Raw genomic sequence first — 21,062 nt, 5'->3', positions numbered from 1 at the left:
TCTTCAATCTCTCACTGCACACGGCGCGCTGTTTTCGCATTCAGGGCATTGATCCTGTCCTGCCAGAATGCGCTTGCGGTGCCGAAAACATTGTAGCCGACGTGGGTGGAGACCTTGATGCGGTCGAGGATCGACAGCTCGGTCACCGTTTCCATACGTCGGGTGCTGGGATCGTAGACGATCAGCTTCAGCGGGGTGTGTTCGAGGATGTAGCGCGAGACCGCGTGCGAACGGTCGCTGCCGTGCTCCTCGCACATGACGACGCTGTCGGCCTGGAGCAGCCGGGCGCCGCCCTTGATCGCCTCGATCTCGACGCCCTCGACGTCGAGCTTGATCAGGTACTTGCCGGTGCCTGCGATCTTGCCGTCGTCGATCAGATTGTCGAGCGCAATGACCGGCACGTCCTCGCCGCCCGCCGACGCATCGCCGGCGATGCTGAAGGCCTCGTGCTTGGTGCCTGACAGACGCGCGGTGCCACGGGCCGCGCCGATCGCGCATTTCATGGTCTCGAAGCGGCTGGCGTTAATGCGGGCGTTGTTGTCAAGCTTCGGATAGTTCTGCCCCGACGGCTCGATCGCGATCGCCTTGTGCGAGCCGAACGGCTTGCTCGACACCAGCACCGACCAATAGCCGTAATTCGCGCCGCAATCGAGCAGCGTGTAGTCGACGTCGATGGAATCGGCGAACAACAGCTCCAGCTCGTCCTCGTAATTGTAGGAGCGGTTGAGCAGCTTGCTCCAATAGCCGTCGCCGTAGGGAAATTCGAACACGGCGTCGGGATTGAGCTTGATCGCGATGTTGCGCTCGGGCAGCGTCTTGCGCAGCAGATTGGCGCAGGCGATGTAGCCCATATGCGAGAAGTGCGACGAGATCTTCGATCCCGTCACCAGCGCCAAGGCAGCCGTCCGCTCCCACAGGTTGGCCCCTTCAAGGGCCCCCGAGGCGCGGTCAAACTGGATCGGCGCCTGCGCCATCACCGATCGACCTCTCCGAACACGATGTCGAGCGAGCCGAGGATCGCCGAGACGTCGGCGAGCAGATGACCGCGGCAGATGTGGTCCATCGCCTGCAGATGCGCAAAGCCGGGCGCGCGGATCTTGCACTTGTAGGGCTTGTTGGTGCCGTCCGAGATCAGAAAGACGCCGAACTCGCCCTTCGGCGCCTCGACCGCGGCGTAGACCTCGCCGGCGGGCACGTGGACGCCTTCGGTGTAGAGCTTGAAGTGGTGGATCAGCGCTTCCATCGAGCGCTTCATCTCGCCACGGCGCGGCGGCGCGACCTTGTTGTCCTCGACGACGACGGGACCCTTCCCGTCGGCCGCGTTCAGCTTCTGGATGCACTGCTTCATGATGCGCACGGACTGGCACATCTCTTCCATGCGGATCAGATAGCGGTCATAGCAGTCGCCGTTCTTGCCGATCGGGATATCGAAATCCATCTCGGCGTAGCATTCATAGGGCTGCGACTTGCGCAGATCCCAGGCCGCGCCCGAGCCGCGCACCATCACGCCCGAGAAGCCCCACTCCCAAGCTTCCTTCAGCGACACGACGCCGATGTCGACGTTGCGCTGCTTGAAGATGCGGTTGGCGGTGAGCAGCCGGTCGAGATCTTCGACCACTTTCAGGAACGGATCGCACCAGGCGTCGATGTCGTCGACCAGCTTCTGCGGCAGGTCCTGATGCACGCCGCCGACGCGGAAATAGGCTGCGTGCATGCGACTGCCGGAGGCGCGCTCGTAGAACACCATCAGCTTTTCGCGCTCTTCAAAGCCCCACAGCGGCGGGGTCAGCGCGCCGACGTCCATCGCCTGCGTGGTGACGTTGAGCAAATGCGACAGGATGCGGCCGATCTCGCAATAGAGCACGCGGATCAGCTGCGCGCGGCGCGGCACCTCGATGCCGAGCAGCTTTTCTGCAGCCATGCAGAAGGCGTGCTCCTGGTTCATCGGCGCGACGTAGTCCAGGCGGTCGAAATAAGGGATCGCCTGCAGATAGGTCTTCTGCTCGATCAGCTTTTCGGTGCCGCGATGCAGCAGACCGATATGCGGATCGACGCGGGCGACGACTTCGCCGTCAAGCTCCAGCACCAGGCGCAGCACGCCGTGCGCAGCCGGATGCTGCGGTCCGAAGTTGATCGTAAAGTTGCGAAGCTGTTCGGGTTGCTCGTTCATGATCAGACCTTCGGCCCCGCTTTTTCATCGCCCGGAAGGACCGGATAGTCGGCGCCCTCCCACGGGGACAAAAAGTCGAACTTGCGGAATTCCTGGTTGAGCCTGACCGGCTCGTACACCACCCGCTTCTCCTGGTCGTCGTAGCGGACCTCGAGGAAGCCGGTGGTCGGGAAATCCTTGCGCAGCGGATGACCCTCGAAGCCGTAATCGGTCAGGAGGCGGCGCATGTCGGGATGACCGACGAAGATCACGCCATAGAGGTCATAGGCCTCGCGCTCGAACCAGTCGGCGCCGGGAAACACCTCGATCAGCGACGGCACCTGCGTGGTCTCGTCCGCCTGGGCCTTGAGCCGGATCCGCGCGTTCAAGGTCGGTGACAGGAAGTGATAGATCACGTCGAAGCGTTTTTCGCGCGACGGATAATCCGCGGCCGTGATGTCGGTGAAGTTGATGAAGCGGCAGCTCGGGTCGTCGCGGAGGTACTTGACCACCTCGACGATTTTGCTGACCTCGACATCCACCGTGAGTTGGTTGAAGGCCACCGAATGACCGATGGCGGCGCCCGGAAGGGCGCTAACGATCGTCTGCCCCAGGGCGTCGAGCTTGGCGTCGTCCATGACGTAAAACCTTAGCGTTCGATTGTGCCGGTGCGGCGGATCTTCTTCTGCAGCAGCAGCACGCCGTAGAGCAGCGCTTCCGCCGTGGGCGGGCAGCCCGGCACATAGATGTCGATCGGCACGATGCGGTCGCAACCGCGCACGACCGAGTAGGAATAGTGATAATAGCCGCCGCCGTTGGCGCAGGAGCCCATCGAGATGACGTAGCGCGGCTCGGGCATCTGGTCGTAGACCTTGCGCAACGCAGGCGCCATCTTGTTGGTCAGGGTCCCCGCGACGATCATCACGTCCGACTGACGCGGTGAAGCGCGCGGCGCGAAGCCGAAGCGCTCGACGTCGTAGCGCGGCATCGAGACCTGCATCATCTCGACCGCGCAGCAGGCGAGACCGAAGGTCATCCACATCAGCGAGCCGGTGCGCGCCCAGGTGATGAGGTCGTCGGTCGCGGCCACGAAGAAGCCTTTGTCGGACAGTTCCGAATTGACCTCGAGGAAGAACGGATCATTGGCCCCGACCGGCTTGCCGGTCGACGGGTCCAGGATGCCCTTGGGGGCCGGCGCGAGAACCGGACCGGCGGACGACGTAGGGGTCAATCCCATTCCAGTGCGCCTTTCTTCCATTCATAGGCGAACCCGACCGTCAGCACGGCGAGGAACACCACCATGGACCAGAAGCCGGTCGCGCCGAGCTTGCCGAACGCCACCGCCCAGGGAAACAGGAACGCCACCTCGAGGTCGAAGATGATGAAGAGGATGGCGACGAGATAGAAGCGGACGTCGAACTTCATGCGGGCGTCGTCGAAGGCGTTGAAACCGCACTCATACGCCGACAGCTTTTCCGGGTCCGGCTGCTGGAACGCCACGATGAACGGCGCGATCAGCAGCACCAGGCCAATGAGGCCCGCTACCCCTATGAAGACGACGAGTGGAAGATAGTTCTGCAGAATGCCGCTCATTGACGAGCCCTTTTTCCCGCAGCCTCGGGACAGCCACGGATTCGTCCAGTTTGGAATTGTTCTGAGCCTTAGCGCAGTGCACCAATGGGCGCAAGACACGCTCTTTTTAGGCCCTTTGTCGCCCTCAGAACGGTGGAAATCCCGGAATCACCCCGCGGCTGGTATGGAGCAGATCGACAGCCCCAGCAAGGGCGCCCCGATCAGTCCACACGCGCTGGGCCGTGACGTCCGTGGTTGGGAAGGCTCACCTTATCTAGGCCGCGACGCTGCAAAGTCCAGATTATAACGAGGCAAGCGCGCCCATTATCGGGCGAGCGACCCGGGAGCCATGCATCACGATCGGACCTGGGCTCGTCTGGCGAATGTGTCGGGCAGGAGGCCCACTTCGCCCCAGCGGAAAATGGGTGGCGAGCGCGGCGGCGACGTGGCTGGGTCGTCGCGCGCCGCGCTCGCATGAGCTTCGGGCCGGGGGGCATGACCCGCGAGCTCATCGATCTCGTGGTGGAAGCCGGCGACGGGCCGGTCAGGCTCTCACGATGGCCTTCCCTCGCCTGTTCTCGTCATTTGCCTCACCATTTGTAGGAGACGCTGGCGGTGACGCGCCGGCGGTCGCCGTAGAAGCAGGATGACGCCGCCGCGCAGCTCGCGACGTAGATCTTGTCGGTCAGGTTGATCACGTTCAGCGCGGTGCGCCAGTTCTGCCATTCATAGTGGAACGCGAGATCGCCGAGCACGACCGCGGGAACCTCGAGGGTATTGGCGGTATCCGCCCACGACGAACCGATATAGCGGAGACCGCCGCCGAAGCCGAACCCCGCGAGTGGCCCGTCCTTGAAGGTGTAGTCCGCCCAGCCGGACACCAGGAGCTCAGGCGTGTTGGTCGGGGTCTTGCCGACCAAAGACGGGTCCAGATCCCTGCTGTTGAACAAATGGTAGGCCGTGAACGAGCCGATCAGCTTCAGCTCACGCGTGGCGTTCGCCACCGCTTCGAGCTCGATGCCGCGCGAGGTCACCTCGCCGGTCTGGTTCTGCAAGGTCGTGACGACAGGATCGGTCGTTGCCACATGCTGACGTTTCAAGTCGAACACCGAAGCGGTGAAGTAGCCGTCAAATCCCCGCGGCGCGACCTTCACGCCGATTTCCGTCTGCTGGCCGGTCTCCGGCAGGAACAGCTGGTTTTGCGCGTTGAGGCCGATGATCGGATTGTAGCTCGTGGCGTAGGACACATAGGGCGCGATGCCGTTGTCGAAATTGTAGATCAGCCCGGCGCGCCCGCTGAACCTGCTGTCGTCGCGGCTGGCAAGCGTGGCGCCGGTATCACGGGCAGCCTGCGTCGTCTCGACCCAATCGTTGCGGCCGCTCAGCACCAGCGTGAAGTTGCCGAGCTTCATCTGGTCCTGAAGATAGGTGCCGGCCTGCTTCTGCGTGATCTGGAAGTTGCGGAACGGTGCGCCCGTCAACGGAATGTCAAACCCGTAGGCGGGATTGAAGACGTTGATCGAAGGGACGGTGCCGAAGTTGAAAGCCTGATAATCGTCGATCTGGTAGCCCTTCAAATCGACCCCGAACAGCATCGTATGCCGCACCGCGCCGGTGTTGAAGCGGTACTCCAGCTGATTGTCGAGATTGGCCTGGTTGGCGGTGTTCTTCGCATACCAATTATAGCGACCGAGACTGGCCGTGTTGATGTCAGCCCAATTATTGCCGACATAGCCGCGATAGGTCACATCGACATGGGCAAAGCGCGCATTCTGCCGGAACGTCAAATCGTCGGTGAGATTGCGCTCGAACTGATAGCCAAGCATCTCCTGCTCGCGCGTGAACTTGTCGACGCTGGGATCGCCAGCGAAAAAGCTGGTCGGGATCTTGCCGAACCGAGCGTTGGTCACCGTGCCCTCATAGGGCAGGAAGTTGATGCCACGGGTTTCCTGCCGGGAAGCTGAAGCCAGTACCGTGAACCTCGTGTCGGCGTCCGGCTTCCAGGTCACCGACGGCGCGATGAAGTAGTTGTTGTCCGGCGTGAAATTGACCTGCGTGGGGCCGTTCTGGACCTGACCGACGACGCGGTAGAACAGCTTGCCGTTCGTGGCTCGTTGCGACCGGACCGGCAACATCGAAGCCGACATAGGCGTTGCCGAAATTGTTGACGCCGGTCTCGATGAAACGGACGGGCTCCGCCGGCGGCATCTTGCTGATGACGTTGACGATGCCGCTCGGGCTCGATCCGCCATAGAGCACGGCCGATGGACCGCGCAGCACCTCGACGCGCTCCATGTTGGGCGTCTGGAGCTTCCAGCTCGCATAGGAGGTGTAGAACAGCTGCATGCCGTCGAGAAACAGTCCGACGTCGTCGGACTTAAAGCCGCGGATCAGCCACCAGTCGTTGCGCGTGTCCGCGCCGAAGGTCCCGGCGCGAACTCCACCAGTATAGCGCAGGACCTCGTCGAGCTTGTTCGCCTTCTGGTCGCAGATCTGCTCCGCGCCGATCACCGACACCGCCTGCGGCGTCTCCATGATCGGCGTGTTGGTCTTGGTGCCGGACGAGCTGCGGCCGGCGACGTAGCCGTGCACCGGGCCGAGCGGGGTCTCGACGAAACCGACATTGCGCGGCGGCTGCGGCCTGTTTCGGTTGGCGGTCTGCTGGGACGATCGCGGCGCACGGCGCTGCACGGAGATGGCTCGTCGGCGCGCTTCCGGCGCGGTGACGGTCACCGACGGAATGTTCTGCGCGCCAATCTGCGCAGGAGATTGTGCAAGCGATGCCTGCGGCAGCAAAACCCAAGCGGATGCGGTCGCCAACATGGCCGACCGCAGCATTCCAAGACTGTTCACGCGCAACCCCAAAACTGCGTGTTCTGATGGCACATGCTGTCGGCCCATGACGGCATGCGCTTGCGGTGACGCTTAGGGCAGCGCGCGCGAATTCCCTAATTGAAAGCCTCTTAGAAGGAGTCTTAAAAACGGTCTTGGAAGCGATCCAACATGTTCCCGGATTGCCGAAACGTCAGCGCGAAATCTTCTCGCTCTCAAGCATCTCGGCGGCGATTGCCGTCAATTGATCGACCTGCTGCAGCAGCGTCTCGAACTCGGCTTCGCTCAGATGTTCGCGCAAACGCCGATTGCGCTCCTGCGCACCGGCGACGATCGCATCGTGCGCCGCGAGGCCCGTTGCGGTCAGCGAGACCAGCACCTCGCGGCTATCCTTCGGGTTCGCCGATTTCGCGATCAGCTTGCGCGACACGAGTTCCGCAAGCGCGCGGCTGATCTGCCCCTTGTCCTGGCCGACGGCTTCCGCGAGCCGCGCCACGCTCATCGGCGGCCGCCGGCCAAGCGAGGCGACCAGGCCGAACTCGACCGATGACAATCCGGCGAGACGCTTGTAGCGCAGGATGGCGCCGCGCTTGAGCAAATTGGCCAGCACCATCAGCCGCGACGACAGCATGACGGTGATCGGCGCCAGCGACTGACTTTCGTCCGCATCGGACGATGTGCGCCCGTCCCTGCCTGATGTCTGGCTCATGGTCCACCTCTGCCAAGAAAGCCGCGGCGTGCCAAGTCTTGGTAGCGCGACCTCCCCAGCCTGATCCGAATGCGATTAAGAGGCATTTGGAAATCGTTGACATTGTCATCGATCTAATCTTCACTTGGTACAAGGCATCAAAAAAGCCCGGCCGGTACGGCCGATTGCGGGAGGACCAGCATGACCATCACGCAGCGGGATCGCGATCTCGGAACGGCCTATGCGATGAAGCCGGCGCACACCCGCACCGAGCTCACCTCGGTCATGCGCGGCACGCCGATGGGCGAACTGCTCCGCCGCTACTGGCATCCGGTCGGGCTCATCAGAGACGCAACCGACACTCCGAAGAAGGTCCGCGCGCTCGGCGAGGATCTGGTGCTGTTCCGCGACAAGCACGGCCGCGCCGGCCTGCTGCACGCCCGCTGCTGCCACCGCGGCACCACGCTCTATTATGGCAAGGTCGAGGAGGACGGCATCCGCTGCTGTTATCACGGCTGGAAGTTCGACACCGAGGGCAATTGCCTGGAGCAGCCCTGCGAGCCCGATGGCGGCCAGTTCAAGGACAAGGTGCGCCAGCCCTGGTATCCGGTCGAGGAGCGCTACGGGCTCATCTTCGCCTATCTGGGCCCCGCCGAGAAACGCCCGGTGCTGCCGGCCTATGAGTGCCTGGAGACCATGGACGACGGCGAGTTCGTCGACGCCGACGATTCCTCGATCGGCGGCGGTGGTCCCGCGATCATCCCCTGCAACTGGCTCCAGCATTTCGAGAACGTGGTCGATCCCTACCACGTGCCGGTGCTGCACGGCTCGTTCTCGGGTCCGCAATTCACCAACATGATGGCATCGATGCCGGAGGTGACGTTCGACAAGACGCCGCGCGGGATCGCCGTGCGCTCGATCCGCAAGCAGGATGACGGCAAGGTGTTTTACCGCGTCACCGAGGCGGCGCTCCCCACCTTGCGCGTTGTGCCAAACCCGCGCGTGGCGCAATTCGCCCGCGTCGAGTCGATCGGCTGGACGCTGCCGATCGACGACACCTCGTTCCGCATCTACGTCGCCGGCCGCGTCAAGAACGCCGGCGACATCGGTCGCATGCGCTCGAAATTCAACGGCAAATTCTGGTGGGACATGACCGAAGAAGAACATCAGCGATTTCCGGGCGATTACGAAGCCCAGGTCGGCCAAGGACCGCAGACCATCCATTCCGAGGAGCATTTCGGCCAGAGCGACCGCGGCATCCTCATGATCCGACGCATGCTGAGCGACCAGCTCGAGGCGATGGAAGCAGGCCGCGATCCGATCGGAATCTCGTTCGATGCAAGCGCGCCTCCCGTCGAATTCGAAGCGGGGAATTACATCCGCGAAGGCTGACCTGCCAGCCCCAATCAGGGCTGGACCGACAACGATAACAAAGACTAATTGGGGGAAGCGATGGTCGATGTGACGTCACAAATGTCGGTGCAAACGGCCGCGACGGCAAAACCCTCGGCGCGGCGCTATTACGTGCTAGGCCTGCTTACGATCATCTACGCGCTGAACTTCCTCGACCGCACGATCTTCAACGTGCTGATCGAGCCGATCAAGAAGGAGTTTCAGCTCAGCGATACCATGATGGGCCTGCTCGCGGGCTTCGGCTTCGCGCTGTTCTACTCCCTGCTCGGCATCCCCATCGCGCGCGTCGCCGACCGGCTCAACCGGCGCAACATCGTCGCCGCCGCCTTCGCGTTCTGGAGCGCGATGACGGCGTTGTGCGGCGCCGCTTCGAGCGTCACCTCGTTGGCGCTGGCGAGGATCGGCGTCGGCATCGGCGAATCCGCAGGCTCGCCCGCCTCGCAATCGATCGTGGCCGACCTCTTCGCCAAGAACGAGCGTCCGCGCGCGCTCGGCATCTACGCCGTCGGCACCTATCTCGGCGTATTCCTCGGCTATTTCGTGGGCGGGTACGTCAACCAGCACTATGGCTGGCGGATGGCGTTCTACGTTGCGGGCCTGCCCGGCATCCTGCTTGCTGTTGTCCTGTGGCTGACGATCTCCGAGCCGAAGCGCGGCGCCATGCAGGAGAATTTCGTGCCCGAGCCGCTCCGGCCGACGCTGCGCTTCCTGGCCTCGCAGCGAAGCTTCATCATCGTGCTGATCGGCTTCTGTCTCACCACTTACACGAACTATGCGACCGCGGCGTGGATCCCGCCGTTCCTGGCGCGTGTGCACCATCTGTCGAGCGCGGAGATCGGCACCTATGCCGGCACCTTCAAGGGTCTCGCCGGCATGGCCGGCACCCTGCTCGGCGGCTTCGTGGTGGCGCAGATCAGCCGCCGCGACGACCGCTGGAAGCTGTGGGCGCCCGCCATCACCTCGGGCCTTGCCGGCCCGGTGTTCGCGCTGTGCATGCTGACGCAGGACTTTGCGCTGATGGTGGCCACGCTGGCGCTGACCTCGTTCCTGGTCGGCTTCCATCTCGGACCGATCTTCGCGATCGCGCAGACGGTCGCCAAGCCGAGCATGCGGGCGCTGGCCTCCGCCCTGATCGCGCTCACTGCCACCTGCTTCGGCCAGGGCCTCGGCCCGCTCGCCGTGGGCGTGGTCAACGATGCCCTGAAGGGCGCTTACGGCGCCGACGCGGTGCGCTATTCCCTGCTCTCGGCGGCGGTCACGACCACGCTGGGGGCACTCCTGTTCGTCTGGGCGGCGCGCTCGATCCGGGACGATATCGGCCGGGCGGCCGCCTGACGCCGGTACAGGCCGCAAGCCCGGCGAAACCAACCGGGCGCATTAATGAAACCATTTTGCGGAACCCGCGAAACCATCCGGAAACAGACGGTCTTTACAAGACGAGCCATAGACGGCGGCAAAGCCCGTCGGGAGGCTCAGATGAACCACTCTATCCACTCTGCTGATCGTGCGACCCATCTGAAGATCGTGGTGGTGGCGCTGGTGGCCGGAATTACAGTGGCCGGCTTCGGGATCGCAGCCCGCACCAATGCCGATTACAGCCAGACCGCCCAGTCCGCCCATGTGATCAAGGCCGGGAAGCCGGTGGTGGTGACGAGCGCAGGGACGTCGGAGATCCGCTGACACCGCCCCGCTCGGGGCTGACAGAGGCCGCCGCCTGGCGGCCTTTTTCGTTTTCCAGAGCAATGCTTAGCCGGGATGTGCCGGTGAAGCGCAACATCCTTGACTTCACCCAGCCCCGCCTTTAAGTCCCCCCTCGTTCCGCGCGCTGTCAGCGAACCACGCGGGAGTAGCTCAGTTGGTTAGAGCGCCGGCCTGTCACGCCGGAGGTCGCGGGTTCGAGCCCCGTCTCTCGCGCCATTTTGGCAATTCCTTCATAGCCTTAGAACAAACTTCTACACGCCTTTCGCGGCTGTGACGGCGATCGCCGGCATCCGTCGAGAACTTGCGCCATAGTCAGCCGAAGCCCGAATCGTCTAGGCCTTGCAGGACTTGGAGGGATCCCCACCCTTTACCGCCTTTTCCGGGGCCCCTGTGATTGAGGAGGCCAGATATGGCTAAGAAGGATTCCACGAAGAAGCCTGCCGCGCCCGCCACCATCACGCTCAAGCACCTCGCCGCCGACATTGCGGAGAGCCAGGACCTGTCGAAGAAGCGCGCCGAGGCCGTTCTGACCGACATGGTCGAACTCATCACCAAGCACCTGAAGAAGGGCGACCGCGTCCGCATCGTCGGCCTTGGCATCCTCCAGGTCCGCAAGCGCGCCGCCCGCACCGGCCGCAATCCCGCCACGGGCGAGCCGATCCACATCAAAGCCACCAAGAAGGTCGCCTTCCGCCCCGTCAAGGAACTAAAAGAGGCGATCTGACCACTCACGTTTCGTTAAGCCTGATCAGCCTCCTCCGGCCTCACCGCACCCTGCTTTTCTGGTATACCGCCTCTCTCCCCTGACCCGGCGGTTTGACCAGAAATGTCCTCCCTCACCTTTTCGCATACCGTGACCGAGCGCTTCCTGCGCTACGTCACCATCGACACCCAATCCGATCCGGAATCCCCGGCCTCGCCATCGACCGAGAAACAGAAAGATCTCGGCCGTGTGCTCGCCGCCGAGCTCAGGGAGATGGGCGTCGAGGACGCTCATCTCGATGATTACGGCTACGTCTATGGAACGATCCCGGCGAACACGACCAAGAAGGTGCCCGTGATCTGCTTCTGCTCGCACATGGACACTTCGCCCGACGTCACCGGCAACGACGTCAAGCCGCAGATGGTGAAGAACTATCGCGGCGGCGACATCACGCTGCCGGGCGATACCAGCCAGGTGATCCGCTTCGCCGAGCATCCGGCGCTGAAGAACCAGATCGGCAACGACATCATCACCACCGACGGCACCACGCTGCTCGGTGCCGACAACAAGGCCGGCGTGGCTGAGATCATGGATGCCGCGCATTTCTTCATCAACAACCCGCAAGTGAAGCACGGCACCATCAAGATCCTGTTCACGCCGGACGAGGAGATCGGCCGCGGCGTCGACAATGTCGACATCAAGAAGCTCGGCGCTGATTTCGGCTACACCATGGACGGCGAGAGCGCGGGTAGCGTCGAGGACGAGACCTTCTCGGCGGACGGCGCCACCATCACCATCAACGGCGTCAGCGCCCATCCCGGCTATGCCAAGGGCAAGATGGAGCACGCCATCAAGATCGCCGCCGCCATCGTCGAGCGTCTGCCCCGGGAAGGCTGCTCGCCCGAGACGACATCAGGCAAGCAGGGTTTTCTGCATCCGATCGGGATCGAGGGTGCGCTGGAGCAGGCTACGCTCTCCTTCATTGTGCGCGACTTCACCGAGGAAGGGCTGAAGGAGAAGGAGATCCTGCTCGAGAACATCGTCAAGGACGTGATGAAGGATTTTCCGCGCTCGACTTACACATTCGAGGTGCGGGAGCAGTACCGCAACATGAAGCAGGTTATCGATCGCCACCCGCACATTCTTGAATACGCCATCGAAGCGATCCGCCGCGCCGGCCTGCGCCCGATGCGCACCGCGATCCGCGGCGGCACCGACGGCTCCCGCCTGTCCTTCATGGGACTGCCCTGCCCCAACATCTTCGCCGGCGAGCACGCATTTCACTCCCGGCTCGAATGGGTCAGCCGGCAGGACATGGAGAAGGCGGTGCAGACGATCGTCCATCTCGCCATGATCTGGGAGGAGAAGGCTTAGGCCTCTCGTCAAAAGGCAATATGGCCGGGATCGCTCCCGGCCATCGTCCTGCACGTTACGGCACCCGCATCGCACGCGGAGAGCGATGGAAGCGGTTGGAGCTCGCCATCCAGTTCGGGAGCGGCGCGCCGTCGCGATGCCGGCCACCGGCAACAGCCGCAGCCCAGGCCACCGCAGCGCCGATCAGGGTTGCTGCCGCAACGGAGAAGGCGACGATGATGGAGTTACGCCGCGCCCGATTGATGGCCGTCCTTGAATCCGCGATCAGCGTGTCGACCCGTCGCTCCGAGTCGGGTGCTGCAAGTCCCGTCAACGCGGCCACCTGCTGCACGAGGTAGGCCCGGTCATCGGTGCTGACGCCGCTGTGGCTCGACGCCGTCATCAGGATGCGTCCCGCTTCGGCACGAGGTTCCCTGAGGTCGGTGTTGGGGGGCCGCCGCGCTGCGCGAAACAGCTTATCCAGCTCGTAGCTCAACAGAGGCTCGGCGGCGGAGGTACTGCTCGCCGAACTGCGCATCGGCGAGCGGTCAATCGCAGCTGCGCCGAGCATCGCGAGCAGAGCGGCACCAAGCAGCACGGCGAGCGCCCAGGACATCAGGCCATGCAGCCCGTCCCGCCGTTCGCCCTCGTCTTCGATCGTTGTGACCGCCGGGGCTGGTCGCGTCGTCCGGCCGGCGATATAGCCGCCGAAGCCGAAGCTGATAATCGCCTGGATGATCAGATACAGCCCCGACAGCAAAGCCAGCGCCGCCGATGCATCGCGCCATGTCGGCGAGGCTGAACTGACGCCCAGGCCGACGGCGACTCCAAAGCCGACCAGGATGAACGACATTGCGCCGGCAGCCAAAGCGCCTGCGATCACCGAGCTCCACTGGATGATGCGCCTTTCATCGGCAGCGACGCCGCCGCCTTCCACGATGTCTTCCCGTATGAGAGTTTCCATGGTCATCGCCGCTCTCTCAGCGCAAGCCGAAGAACGACAAGATCGCCATGACCACCACGATCAAGCCGATGAGATAAATCAATCCGTCCATGGTCCGTCCTCCTCAATTTCTCCTCGTCGCTAATCACAATGAACAAGGAACGTTCCAAATTGGACCGAGCCAGCGGGAACGAACCCGCGCGATGCGGATTACCTGTCCAAGTCCCAAGGATGAAGTTTGTGAGCACGAAAGCCTCAGCCGGTAAGTCCCGGCTGGGGCTTTCTTTTTGTGCGCCGGTTCCTGTCCTATGTTAACGACGCCGGCTCTCGGATCATCAAGGATGCGCTCGGGGCGGGAACCTCCGGATCGGGAGAGCCGCGTGGATCGCAGAACCGCGTGCCTTCATCAGGCAGATGCATTCCGGGAAAAGGCGATCGCCGATCCCGAGCACCACGACCAGTGGATCGATGAAGCCATCAAATGGCTGGAACGGGCCATGGAAGCGGGCTGCCGCGCCGTCGTCACGGTCGAAGGCGGCGATATGCCGAACGTTGCACGCGGAGCGGCAGCCGATGCTCGGCTGAGCTTGATCACACGCCAATGAGAAGAGCTGCCGTCTTCGCGAGCGCTGCGGCAATTGTTCCCGGAACGTAACAATGTTGCGGGTCGACACTGTTCCCAACGCCATGCTAGGCCGGGCGCAGACCGCAACCAGAGTGACGTCGTGCTCGCGAACCGCCAGCCCTCAGGATCATGCCGGCCGCGCAACTGGCGCGGGCTGCTGTCTGTGCTGATCGCGGTCGTCTACCTGCTCGCGGGAGCGCTGCATGGCCTGCACGACATCGACGTCACCACGCCCGGTGGCGGCTCGGAGATCAGCGCGGTGCTTGACGGCTCGGCGGATCACAACGACCACAAGGCCATCGGCGGGCATCATTGCCATGGCTGCTTCTCGGTGACGGTGGCGCAGCCGACGCCACCGGCCGGATCGATCGGGCTCGTGTCCGCATCGCGCCCGCAACGCGCACCCCGGCTCGCCGGCATTGTTCCCGACACCGACTCCCCGCCTCCCAAACATATGGCCTGAACGGATTGGTCGGGCGCCACGAGCGTCCATTCGGTTCATCCTCACAGGTCGGTTTCATGTTTTTCAGGGGAATGGCCGCGCGCCTGGCGTGCGCGGCAGCGTGTCTGATTGCCGGATCGGCGCTTGCGCCATCTCACGCCCAGACTCTGACGATGCGGAGCGCGCTTTCGCGCGCGCTGGCCGCGAGCCCGCGGCTGACCGCGGCGGAGCGCGATGTCGGCATCGCCACGGGCCAGCGCATCCAGGCAGGTGCGCTTCTCAATCCGGAACTGACCTACGAACAGGACAATTCGTTCGGGTCCGGCATCTATCGCGGCACACGATCGGCCGAGACCACGCTCCAGATCAGCCAGGCCTTCGAGCTGTTCGGCAAGCGCGACGCGCGGATTGCAGCTGGCGTCGCCGGCATCGAGGTCGCCGCGATCCAGCGCAAAGCCGTCAGGCTGGAGGTGCTGTCGGAGACCGCGATCGCCTTCCTCAGCGTGCTCGGCGCACAGCGGCGCATCCAGATCCTCGACGAGCAGATCACCGCCATCGACCGGCTGACGCCGCTTTTGCGCCGACGCGTCGAGGCCGGCGCCTCCTCGCCGGCCGAGACCGGCCGTGCGGAGGTGGCGTCCGCACTGGTGAAGGCCGACCGCGAGCGCTTCAAGGCGACGCTGGCCAGCGCCCGGCGCGAGCTTGCGGTCCTGATGGGCGACGCGGCACCGAAATTCGGCGAGGTCTCCGGCCGGCTCGACACCATGGGACGGCCGCCGACGTTCCAGTCGGTCGTCGCCGCGATCGATGCCAATCCGCAGCTGGTGCGCTGGACCGCGATCTATGCCCAGCGCAACGCCGAGCTGTTGCTGGCGCGGCTACGGCCCTATCCCGACGTGCGGATCGCCGCCGGCTGGCGCCATTTCAACGAGACCAATGACGACGCGGCGCGCCTCACCGTCTCGGTGCCGATCCCCGTGTTCGACCAGAACCAGGGCAATATCCTTTCGGCCCAGGAAAGCCTCGCCAAGACCAAGGCCGAGCGCGAGGCCAACCGCAACACGCTGATCGTGGTCGCCGGCCGCGCCTACGACTCGCTGCAGGGCTCGCTGCGCGAGCTCGCGGTGCTGCGCGAGAGCGCCATTCCCAAGGCCACCGAAGCCTCGGACGCCATCGCGCAAGGCTACGGCCAGGGCCGCTTCAGCCTGCTCGAAGTGCTCGATGCCCAGGCCAGCGTCACCCAGGCGCGGCTGCGCGAGCAGGAGGCGCTGCAGAATTTCCACGCGGGGGTGGCGACCATCGAAGGGCTCGTCGGCAATCCCTTTACGCTGGCGCGGGAGAGCGCACGATGAAGACGTCCTCCACCATCCTCGTCGCATTCGTTGCCGCCGCACTTGGCGTCGCACTTGGCGCTTACGGATATTCCCTGCTCGGCCCGGCCAGGGTCGAGCATGCCGAACACGCCGCGGACAAGAAGCCGGAGAAGCCGAACGACCATGTCGAGCAGGACGAGCACGGTGCCGACCGGATCCGCATCTCCGACGTCAAGCTTGCCGCCGCCGGCGTGACGCTGGCGGAAGCCGGGAGCGTCACGCTGACCGACACGCTCGCCTTCAACGGCATCCTGCGCGCCAACCAGGAAGCCGTGGTGCAGGTGACGCCGCGCTTTCCCGGCGTTGCCAAATCGATCCAGAAGCACATCGGCGACGAGGTCGGCAAGGACGATCTGCTCGCCGCGATCGAGAGCAACCAGAGCCTCACCGTCTACGAGCTCAAGGCGCCGCTTGCCGGCACCGTCATCGAGCGGCAGATCTCGCTCGGCGAATACGCCTCCGAGCAGAAGCCGGCCTTCGTCGTCGCCGACCTCTCCACCATCTGGGTCGATCTGTCGATCTATCGCCAGGATCTGCGGCGCGTTCGTCTCAACGACGAGGTGCTGATCGATCCCGACGACGGCCGCGGCGAGATCAAGGGCACGATCGCCTACATGGCCCCGATCGGCTCGAGCGAGACCCAGACGGCGCTGGCGCGCGTGGTGCTGCCAAATCCGGACGGGCGCTTGCGTCCCGGCCTGTTTGTCACGGCACGGCTGATCCTCGCCGCCCGCAACGTCGCGGTCGCGGTGCGCAAAAGCGCGATCCAGACGCTGGAGAACAGGACTATCGTGTTCGTTCGTGAGGACGGCGACAAGATCGAGGCGCGCCCGGTGGAGCTTGGCGATTCCGACCCGCGCCATGTCGAGATCAAGGCCGGTCTATCGGCCGGCGAGCATTACGTCGCGGAAAACAGCTTCGTCGTGAAGGCGGAGATGGGCAAGGGCGAGGCCGAGCATGATTGAGCGTCTCATCGCGGTCTCGCTGCAGCAGCGTTGGCTGGTCCTGCTGCTCGCGCTCGGCGCCGTCACTTTCGGAGCGTGGAATTTCCAACGCCTTCCGATCGACGCCGTGCCTGACATCACCAACGTCCAGGTCCAGATCAACACCCGCGCCCCCGGCTATTCGCCGCTGGAAACCGAGCAGCGCATCACCTTCCCGGTCGAGACCGCGATGGGCGGGCTGCCCAAGCTCGACTACACGCGCTCGCTGTCGCGCTACGGCCTGAGTCAGGTGACCGTCGTCTTCAAGGACGGCACCGACATCTATTTTGCCCGCCAGCTCGTCGGCGAACGGATCCAGCAGGTGAAGGACCAGCTTCCGGCCGGCGTCGAGGTCGCGATGGGACCGGTCTCGACCGGGCTCGGCGAAATCTTCATGTACACCGTCGAGGCCAAGGCGGGCGCGAAGACGCAAGGCGGCCACGACTATTCGCTGACCGACTTGCGCACCGTGCAGGACTGGATCATCAAGCCGCAGCTTCGCAACGTGCCGGGGGTGATCGAGGTCAACACCATCGGCGGCTTCGAGCGGCAATTCCATGTGCTCCCCGATCCCGGCAAGCTGATGGCCTACCGGCTCGGCTTTCGCGACGTCATGACGGCGCTCGCCGCCAACAATGCCGATGTCGGCGCCGGCTATATCGAGCGCAACGGCGAGCAATATCTGGTTCGCTCGCCGGGCCAGGTCGGCAATGTCGGCGAAATCAGGGACATCGTCATCGGCTCGCGCGGCGGCAATCCCGTCAGGATCAGGGATATCGCGACCGTCACCGAAGGCCGCGATTTGCGCACGGGAGCCGCAACGCGCGATGGCGAGGAAACCGTGCTCGGCACCGCCATGCTTTTGATCGGCGAGAACAGCCGCACCGTGGCGCGCCGTGTCGCGGCCCGGCTGGAGGATATCGCCAAATCGCTGCCCGACGGCGTCGTGACGCGGACCGTCTACGACCGCACCGATCTGATCGAAGCCACCATCCGCACCGTCGAGAGCAATCTGCTGGAAGGCGCGGCCCTGGTCGTGGCCGTGCTGTTCCTGATCCTCGGCAACATCCGCGCCGCGCTGGTGGTGGCTTGCGTCATTCCGCTGTCCATGGCCATGACGGTCACCGGCATGGTCGAGACCAAGGTCAGCGCGAACCTGATGAGCCTGGGTGCAATCGATTTCGGCATCATCGTCGACGGCGCCGTGATCATCGTCGAGAACTGCCTGCGCATGCTGGCCGAGGTCCAGCGCGAGAAAGGCGGCCTGCTCACGATCTCCGAACGGCTGCGCGCGATCCGGAGTGGGTCGAGCGAGGTGATCAAGCCGAGCCTGTTCGGAACGCTGATCATCGCAGTGGTCTACCTGCCGGTGCTGACGCTGACCGGCGTCGAGGGCAAGATGTTCACGCCGATGGCCCTGACGGTGCTGATGGCGCTGGGTGCCGCGGTGCTGTTCTCCATCACCTTCGTGCCGGCGGCGGTTGCCATCTTCGTCACCGGCAAGGTGTCCGAACACGAAAACCTGTTCATGCGGCTGGCGAAGCGCGCCTATCTCCCCGTGCTCCGGCTGGCGATCGACCATCGCCTCGGCGTCGCAATCATGGCCGCCATCATCGTGGTCGCAAGCTGCGTTGCCGCCGCGCGCATGGGCGGCGAGTTCATCCCGAGCCTGGACGAAGGCGACGTCGCGCTGGCCTCGATCCGGATTCCCGGCACCAGCCTGACCCAGTCGCTGGACCTGCAAAAGGCGCTGGAAAAGCGCGTCAAGCAGATTCCGGAGGTGAAGGAGTTCTTCACCCGCATCGGCACCGCCGAGATCGCAACCGACCCGATGTCGCCGGCACAGACCGACGGCTACATCATGCTGAAGCCGCGCGCCGAATGGCCCGACCCTGGCAGCTCCAAGGCCGAGGTGATCGAGGCCATCGCCCGTGCCGCCGACGACATCCCCGGCAGCGCCTATGAAATCTCCCAGCCGATCCAGTTCCGCGTCAACGAGTTGATCTCCGGCGTGCGAAGCGACGTCGGCGTCAAGATCTTCGGCGACGACCTCGACATCCTGCAAGGCGCGGCAAAACAGGTCGAAGCCGCGATCCGCGGCATCCGCGGCGCCAGCGACGTCAAGATCGAGCAGGTCTCGGGCCTGCCGATCCTCACCGTCCGCCTCGACCGCCAGGCGCTCGCCCGGTATGGGCTCAGCATCAGCGAGGTGCAGGGCATCGTCGAGATCGCGGTCGGCGGCAAGTCGGCCGGCAAGCTGTTCGAGGGCGACCGCCGCTTCGACATCGTCGTGCGCCTGCCGGAACATCTGCGCGGCAATCTCGAAGCCATCAGGGCAATCCCGATCCCGCTGCCGCCGGGTGAGGATGCGACAATCGGTGCGCCGATCCGGACGGCACTGCCCGGCTCCCCCCTCGCCCAGATGCGCTATGTGCCGCTGTCGTCGGTTGCCACCGTCGATGCGACGCCCGGCCCCAACCAGATCAGCCGCGAGAACGGCAAGCGGCGCATCGTGGTCACCGCCAATGTCCGCGCGCGCGATCTCGGCTCCTTCGTCACCGAGGCGGAGGCGGCCGTCGCGGAGAAGGTCAAGCTGCCGCCGGGCTACTGGATCGGCTGGGGCGGACAGTTCGAGCAGCTGGTCTCCGCCACCAAGCGGCTGACGCTCGTGGTGCCGTTGGCGTTGCTGCTGGTCTTCCTGCTGCTGTTCATGGGCATGGGATCGGCGGCTGATGCGGCCCTCGTGTTCTCCGGCGTGCCGCTGGCACTGACCGGCGGCGTCATGGCGCTGCTGCTGCGCGGTATTCCGCTGTCGATCAGCGCCGGCGTCGGCTTCATCGCACTGTCGGGCGTCGCCGTCCTCAACGGGCTCGTCATCATCGCCTTCATCGAGCGGCTGCGCAGCGAGGGCCACCCCGTTGCCGACGCGGTGCGCGAGGGCGCGCTGACACGCCTGCGTCCGGTGCTGATGACGGCCCTCGTCGCGTCCCTCGGCTTCGTGCCGATGGCCCTTGCCACCGGGGCCGGTGCCGAGGTGCAGCGGCCGCTTGCGACCGTGGTGATCGGCGGTATCATCTCCTCGACCGTGCTGACGCTGCTGGTGCTGCCGGCGCTCTACGTGCTGTTCCGCCGTGACGGGGCTGCCGAAACGCCTACAATAGCGCCTGATTTGGCAGCGTCCGGGGAGCGGTAGAGGTGGGCAGCCACGACCATCACGGCCATCACGGCCATCATCACGATGATCATAGCCACGATCACGATCATGGTGGCCACGCCCATGCCCATGCGCCCGCCAGTTTCGGCAAGGCATTCGCGATCGGCATCTCGCTCAACACCGCGCTGGTCTTGGCGGAGGCCGTCTACGGCTATATCGGCAACTCCACGGCTCTGCTTGCGGACGCCGGCCATAATCTTTCCGACGTGCTCGGCTTGGTCGTGGCCTGGTGCGCGTCGATCGCGGCGCGGCGCGCGCCCAGCGGCCGCTTCACCTATGGCCTGCGCGCCTCCACCATCCTGGCGGCGCTGGCGAACGCGGTGTTCCTGCTGGTCGCAACCGGCGCGATCGGCTGGGAAGCGATTTTGCGCCTGCGGGAGCCGGAGCCGGTCGCCGGCATCACCGTGATGGTGGTCGCCGGCATCGGCATCCTCATCAACGGTTTTACCGCCATGTTGTTCGCGCGCGGTCGCAAGGACGACATCAACATCGAAGGCGCCTATCTGCACATGGCGGCCGACGCCGCGGTCTCGCTCGGCGTCGTCATCTCGGCGGCGCTGATCATCTGGACCGGCTGGCTCTGGCTCGATCCCGTCACCAGCCTCGTCATCTGCGCCACCATCCTCTGGAGCACCACCAGCCTGCTCCGTGGCTCCATCGACATGTCGATGGCGGCGGCGCCCAGGGGCACCGACATTGCCGCGATCAAGATCCTTCTGCTGGAGCGGCCCGGCGTCACTGCGATCCACGATCTCCACGTCTGGCCGATCTCGACCACCGAGACGGCGCTGACCTGCCACCTCGTCATGCCCACCGGCGCCGGCGATGCCTTCCTGATGGAGACGGCGCAGATGCTGAAGCGCTCCCACCGCATCGGCCACACCACGCTTCAGATCGAGACGCATCCGGACAATGGCTGCGCGCTGGCGCCGGATGACGTGGTGTGAGGTAGTTGCGTTGCTGCGTCCCCATCGTCATTGCGAGGAGCGAAGCGACGAAGCAATCCAGACTGCCTCCGCGGAGAACGGTCTGGATTGCTTCGCTGCGCTCGCAATGATGAGGACAGAGCGA

The 21,062-nt window shown here is 64.6% G+C and carries 18 protein-coding genes, 1 tRNA gene and 1 pseudogene; 12 read left to right on the top strand and 8 right to left on the bottom strand.

All coding sequences use genetic code 11. The features are described 5' to 3' along the window. Positions 1 to 11: 11 nt before the first annotated feature. From AB3L03_RS35945 to AB3L03_RS35915, 7 genes and pseudogenes are all read right to left on the bottom strand, one after another. Positions 12 to 974, bottom strand: a complete 963-nt coding sequence (locus AB3L03_RS35945; RefSeq protein ID WP_162496315.1) for an FkbM family methyltransferase — start codon at positions 972 to 974, stop codon at positions 12 to 14. Continuing rightward, positions 974 to 2,170 (bottom strand): NADH-quinone oxidoreductase subunit D, encoded by a 1,197-nt coding sequence (locus AB3L03_RS35940; protein ID WP_368507977.1) that lies wholly within the window; start codon positions 2,168 to 2,170, stop codon positions 974 to 976. The genes AB3L03_RS35945 and AB3L03_RS35940 overlap by 1 nt, the downstream gene beginning before the upstream one ends. Before the next feature lie 2 nt (positions 2,171 to 2,172). Next, complete coding sequence (locus AB3L03_RS35935; RefSeq protein WP_085384778.1) at positions 2,173 to 2,787, bottom strand: NADH-quinone oxidoreductase subunit C; 615 nt, start codon at positions 2,785 to 2,787, stop codon at positions 2,173 to 2,175. Between the two features lie 11 nt (positions 2,788 to 2,798). Further along, on the bottom strand, positions 2,799 to 3,380 hold the full coding sequence (locus AB3L03_RS35930) for an NADH-quinone oxidoreductase subunit B family protein (RefSeq protein WP_026232875.1): 582 nt from the start codon (positions 3,378 to 3,380) through the stop codon (positions 2,799 to 2,801). Further along, positions 3,377 to 3,742, bottom strand: coding sequence for an NADH-quinone oxidoreductase subunit A (locus AB3L03_RS35925; RefSeq protein ID WP_008136158.1), 366 nt, complete (start codon positions 3,740 to 3,742; stop codon positions 3,377 to 3,379). The genes AB3L03_RS35930 and AB3L03_RS35925 overlap by 4 nt, the downstream gene beginning before the upstream one ends. Positions 3,743 to 4,311: 569 nt before the next feature. Next, a pseudogene (locus AB3L03_RS35920) lies at positions 4,312 to 6,559 on the bottom strand (TonB-dependent siderophore receptor). Between the two features lie 187 nt (positions 6,560 to 6,746). Beyond that, positions 6,747 to 7,262 carry a MarR family winged helix-turn-helix transcriptional regulator gene (locus AB3L03_RS35915; RefSeq protein ID WP_018455095.1) on the bottom strand — a complete coding sequence of 172 codons (516 nt, stop codon included), beginning with the start codon at positions 7,260 to 7,262 and terminating at the stop codon, positions 6,747 to 6,749. Positions 7,263 to 7,442: 180 nt separating this feature from the next. On the opposite strand from AB3L03_RS35915, the gene AB3L03_RS35910 reads away from it, so the two are divergent. From AB3L03_RS35910 to pepT, 6 genes are all read left to right on the top strand, one after another. Next, positions 7,443 to 8,633, top strand: a complete 1,191-nt coding sequence (locus AB3L03_RS35910; RefSeq protein WP_368507976.1) for a Rieske 2Fe-2S domain-containing protein — start codon at positions 7,443 to 7,445, stop codon at positions 8,631 to 8,633. Positions 8,634 to 8,693: 60 nt separating this feature from the next. Next, positions 8,694 to 9,989, top strand: coding sequence for an MFS transporter (locus tag AB3L03_RS35905; protein ID WP_204511351.1), 1,296 nt, complete (start codon positions 8,694 to 8,696; stop codon positions 9,987 to 9,989). 141 nt (positions 9,990 to 10,130) lie between these two features. Next, on the top strand, positions 10,131 to 10,334 hold the full coding sequence (locus tag AB3L03_RS35900; protein ID WP_026232877.1) for a hypothetical protein: 204 nt from the start codon (positions 10,131 to 10,133) through the stop codon (positions 10,332 to 10,334). Positions 10,335 to 10,494: 160 nt separating this feature from the next. Beyond that, a tRNA-Asp gene (locus tag AB3L03_RS35895) sits at positions 10,495 to 10,571 on the top strand. Positions 10,572 to 10,764: 193 nt separating this feature from the next. Further along, positions 10,765 to 11,079 (top strand): HU family DNA-binding protein, encoded by a 315-nt coding sequence (locus AB3L03_RS35890; RefSeq protein ID WP_018455099.1) that lies wholly within the window; start codon positions 10,765 to 10,767, stop codon positions 11,077 to 11,079. 102 nt (positions 11,080 to 11,181) lie between these two features. Then, entirely contained in the window at positions 11,182 to 12,432 is a 1,251-nt protein-coding gene (gene pepT, locus AB3L03_RS35885; RefSeq protein ID WP_204511352.1) for a peptidase T, read from the top strand. A 55-nt stretch (positions 12,433 to 12,487) separates the two neighbouring features. Here pepT and AB3L03_RS35880 read toward each other — a convergent pair whose 3' ends face one another. Next, entirely contained in the window at positions 12,488 to 13,381 is an 894-nt protein-coding gene (locus tag AB3L03_RS35880) for a hypothetical protein (protein WP_204511353.1), read from the bottom strand. A 353-nt stretch (positions 13,382 to 13,734) separates the two neighbouring features. Between AB3L03_RS35880 and AB3L03_RS35875 the strand changes: the two genes are divergently transcribed. The 6 genes from AB3L03_RS35875 to AB3L03_RS35850 all read left to right on the top strand — a co-directional run bounded on the left by AB3L03_RS35875 (position 13,735) and on the right by AB3L03_RS35850 (position 20,938). After that, positions 13,735 to 13,959: a hypothetical protein gene (locus tag AB3L03_RS35875; RefSeq protein WP_018455102.1), complete on the top strand. Its 225-nt coding sequence runs from the start codon at positions 13,735 to 13,737 to the stop codon at positions 13,957 to 13,959. 120 nt (positions 13,960 to 14,079) lie between these two features. Next, the gene (locus tag AB3L03_RS35870; RefSeq protein WP_085353356.1) at positions 14,080 to 14,442 is read left to right on the top strand and encodes a hypothetical protein; all 363 of its coding nucleotides are present in this window, start codon (positions 14,080 to 14,082) and stop codon (positions 14,440 to 14,442) included. Between the two features lie 56 nt (positions 14,443 to 14,498). Further along, positions 14,499 to 15,773, top strand: coding sequence for a divalent metal ion exporter subunit IhpA (ihpA, locus tag AB3L03_RS35865; protein WP_085353357.1), 1,275 nt, complete (start codon positions 14,499 to 14,501; stop codon positions 15,771 to 15,773). Next, the gene (gene ihpB / locus AB3L03_RS35860; RefSeq protein WP_368507975.1) at positions 15,770 to 16,759 is read left to right on the top strand and encodes a divalent metal ion exporter adaptor subunit IhpB; all 990 of its coding nucleotides are present in this window, start codon (positions 15,770 to 15,772) and stop codon (positions 16,757 to 16,759) included. The genes ihpA and ihpB overlap by 4 nt, the downstream gene beginning before the upstream one ends. Next, entirely contained in the window at positions 16,752 to 19,970 is a 3,219-nt protein-coding gene (locus tag AB3L03_RS35855) for an efflux RND transporter permease subunit (RefSeq protein ID WP_368507974.1), read from the top strand. Before ihpB ends, AB3L03_RS35855 begins: the two co-directional genes overlap by 8 nt. Positions 19,971 to 19,972: 2 nt before the next feature. Next, positions 19,973 to 20,938: a cation diffusion facilitator family transporter gene (locus AB3L03_RS35850; protein ID WP_018455107.1), complete on the top strand. Its 966-nt coding sequence runs from the start codon at positions 19,973 to 19,975 to the stop codon at positions 20,936 to 20,938. Positions 20,939 to 21,062: the final 124 nt, after the last annotated feature.

Source organism: Bradyrhizobium lupini, from assembly GCF_040939785.1.
Taxonomy (GTDB): domain Bacteria; phylum Pseudomonadota; class Alphaproteobacteria; order Rhizobiales; family Xanthobacteraceae; genus Bradyrhizobium; species Bradyrhizobium canariense_D.
Note: the sequence above shows the minus strand (reverse complement) of the source record. Positions and strands in the feature narration are given on the sequence as shown.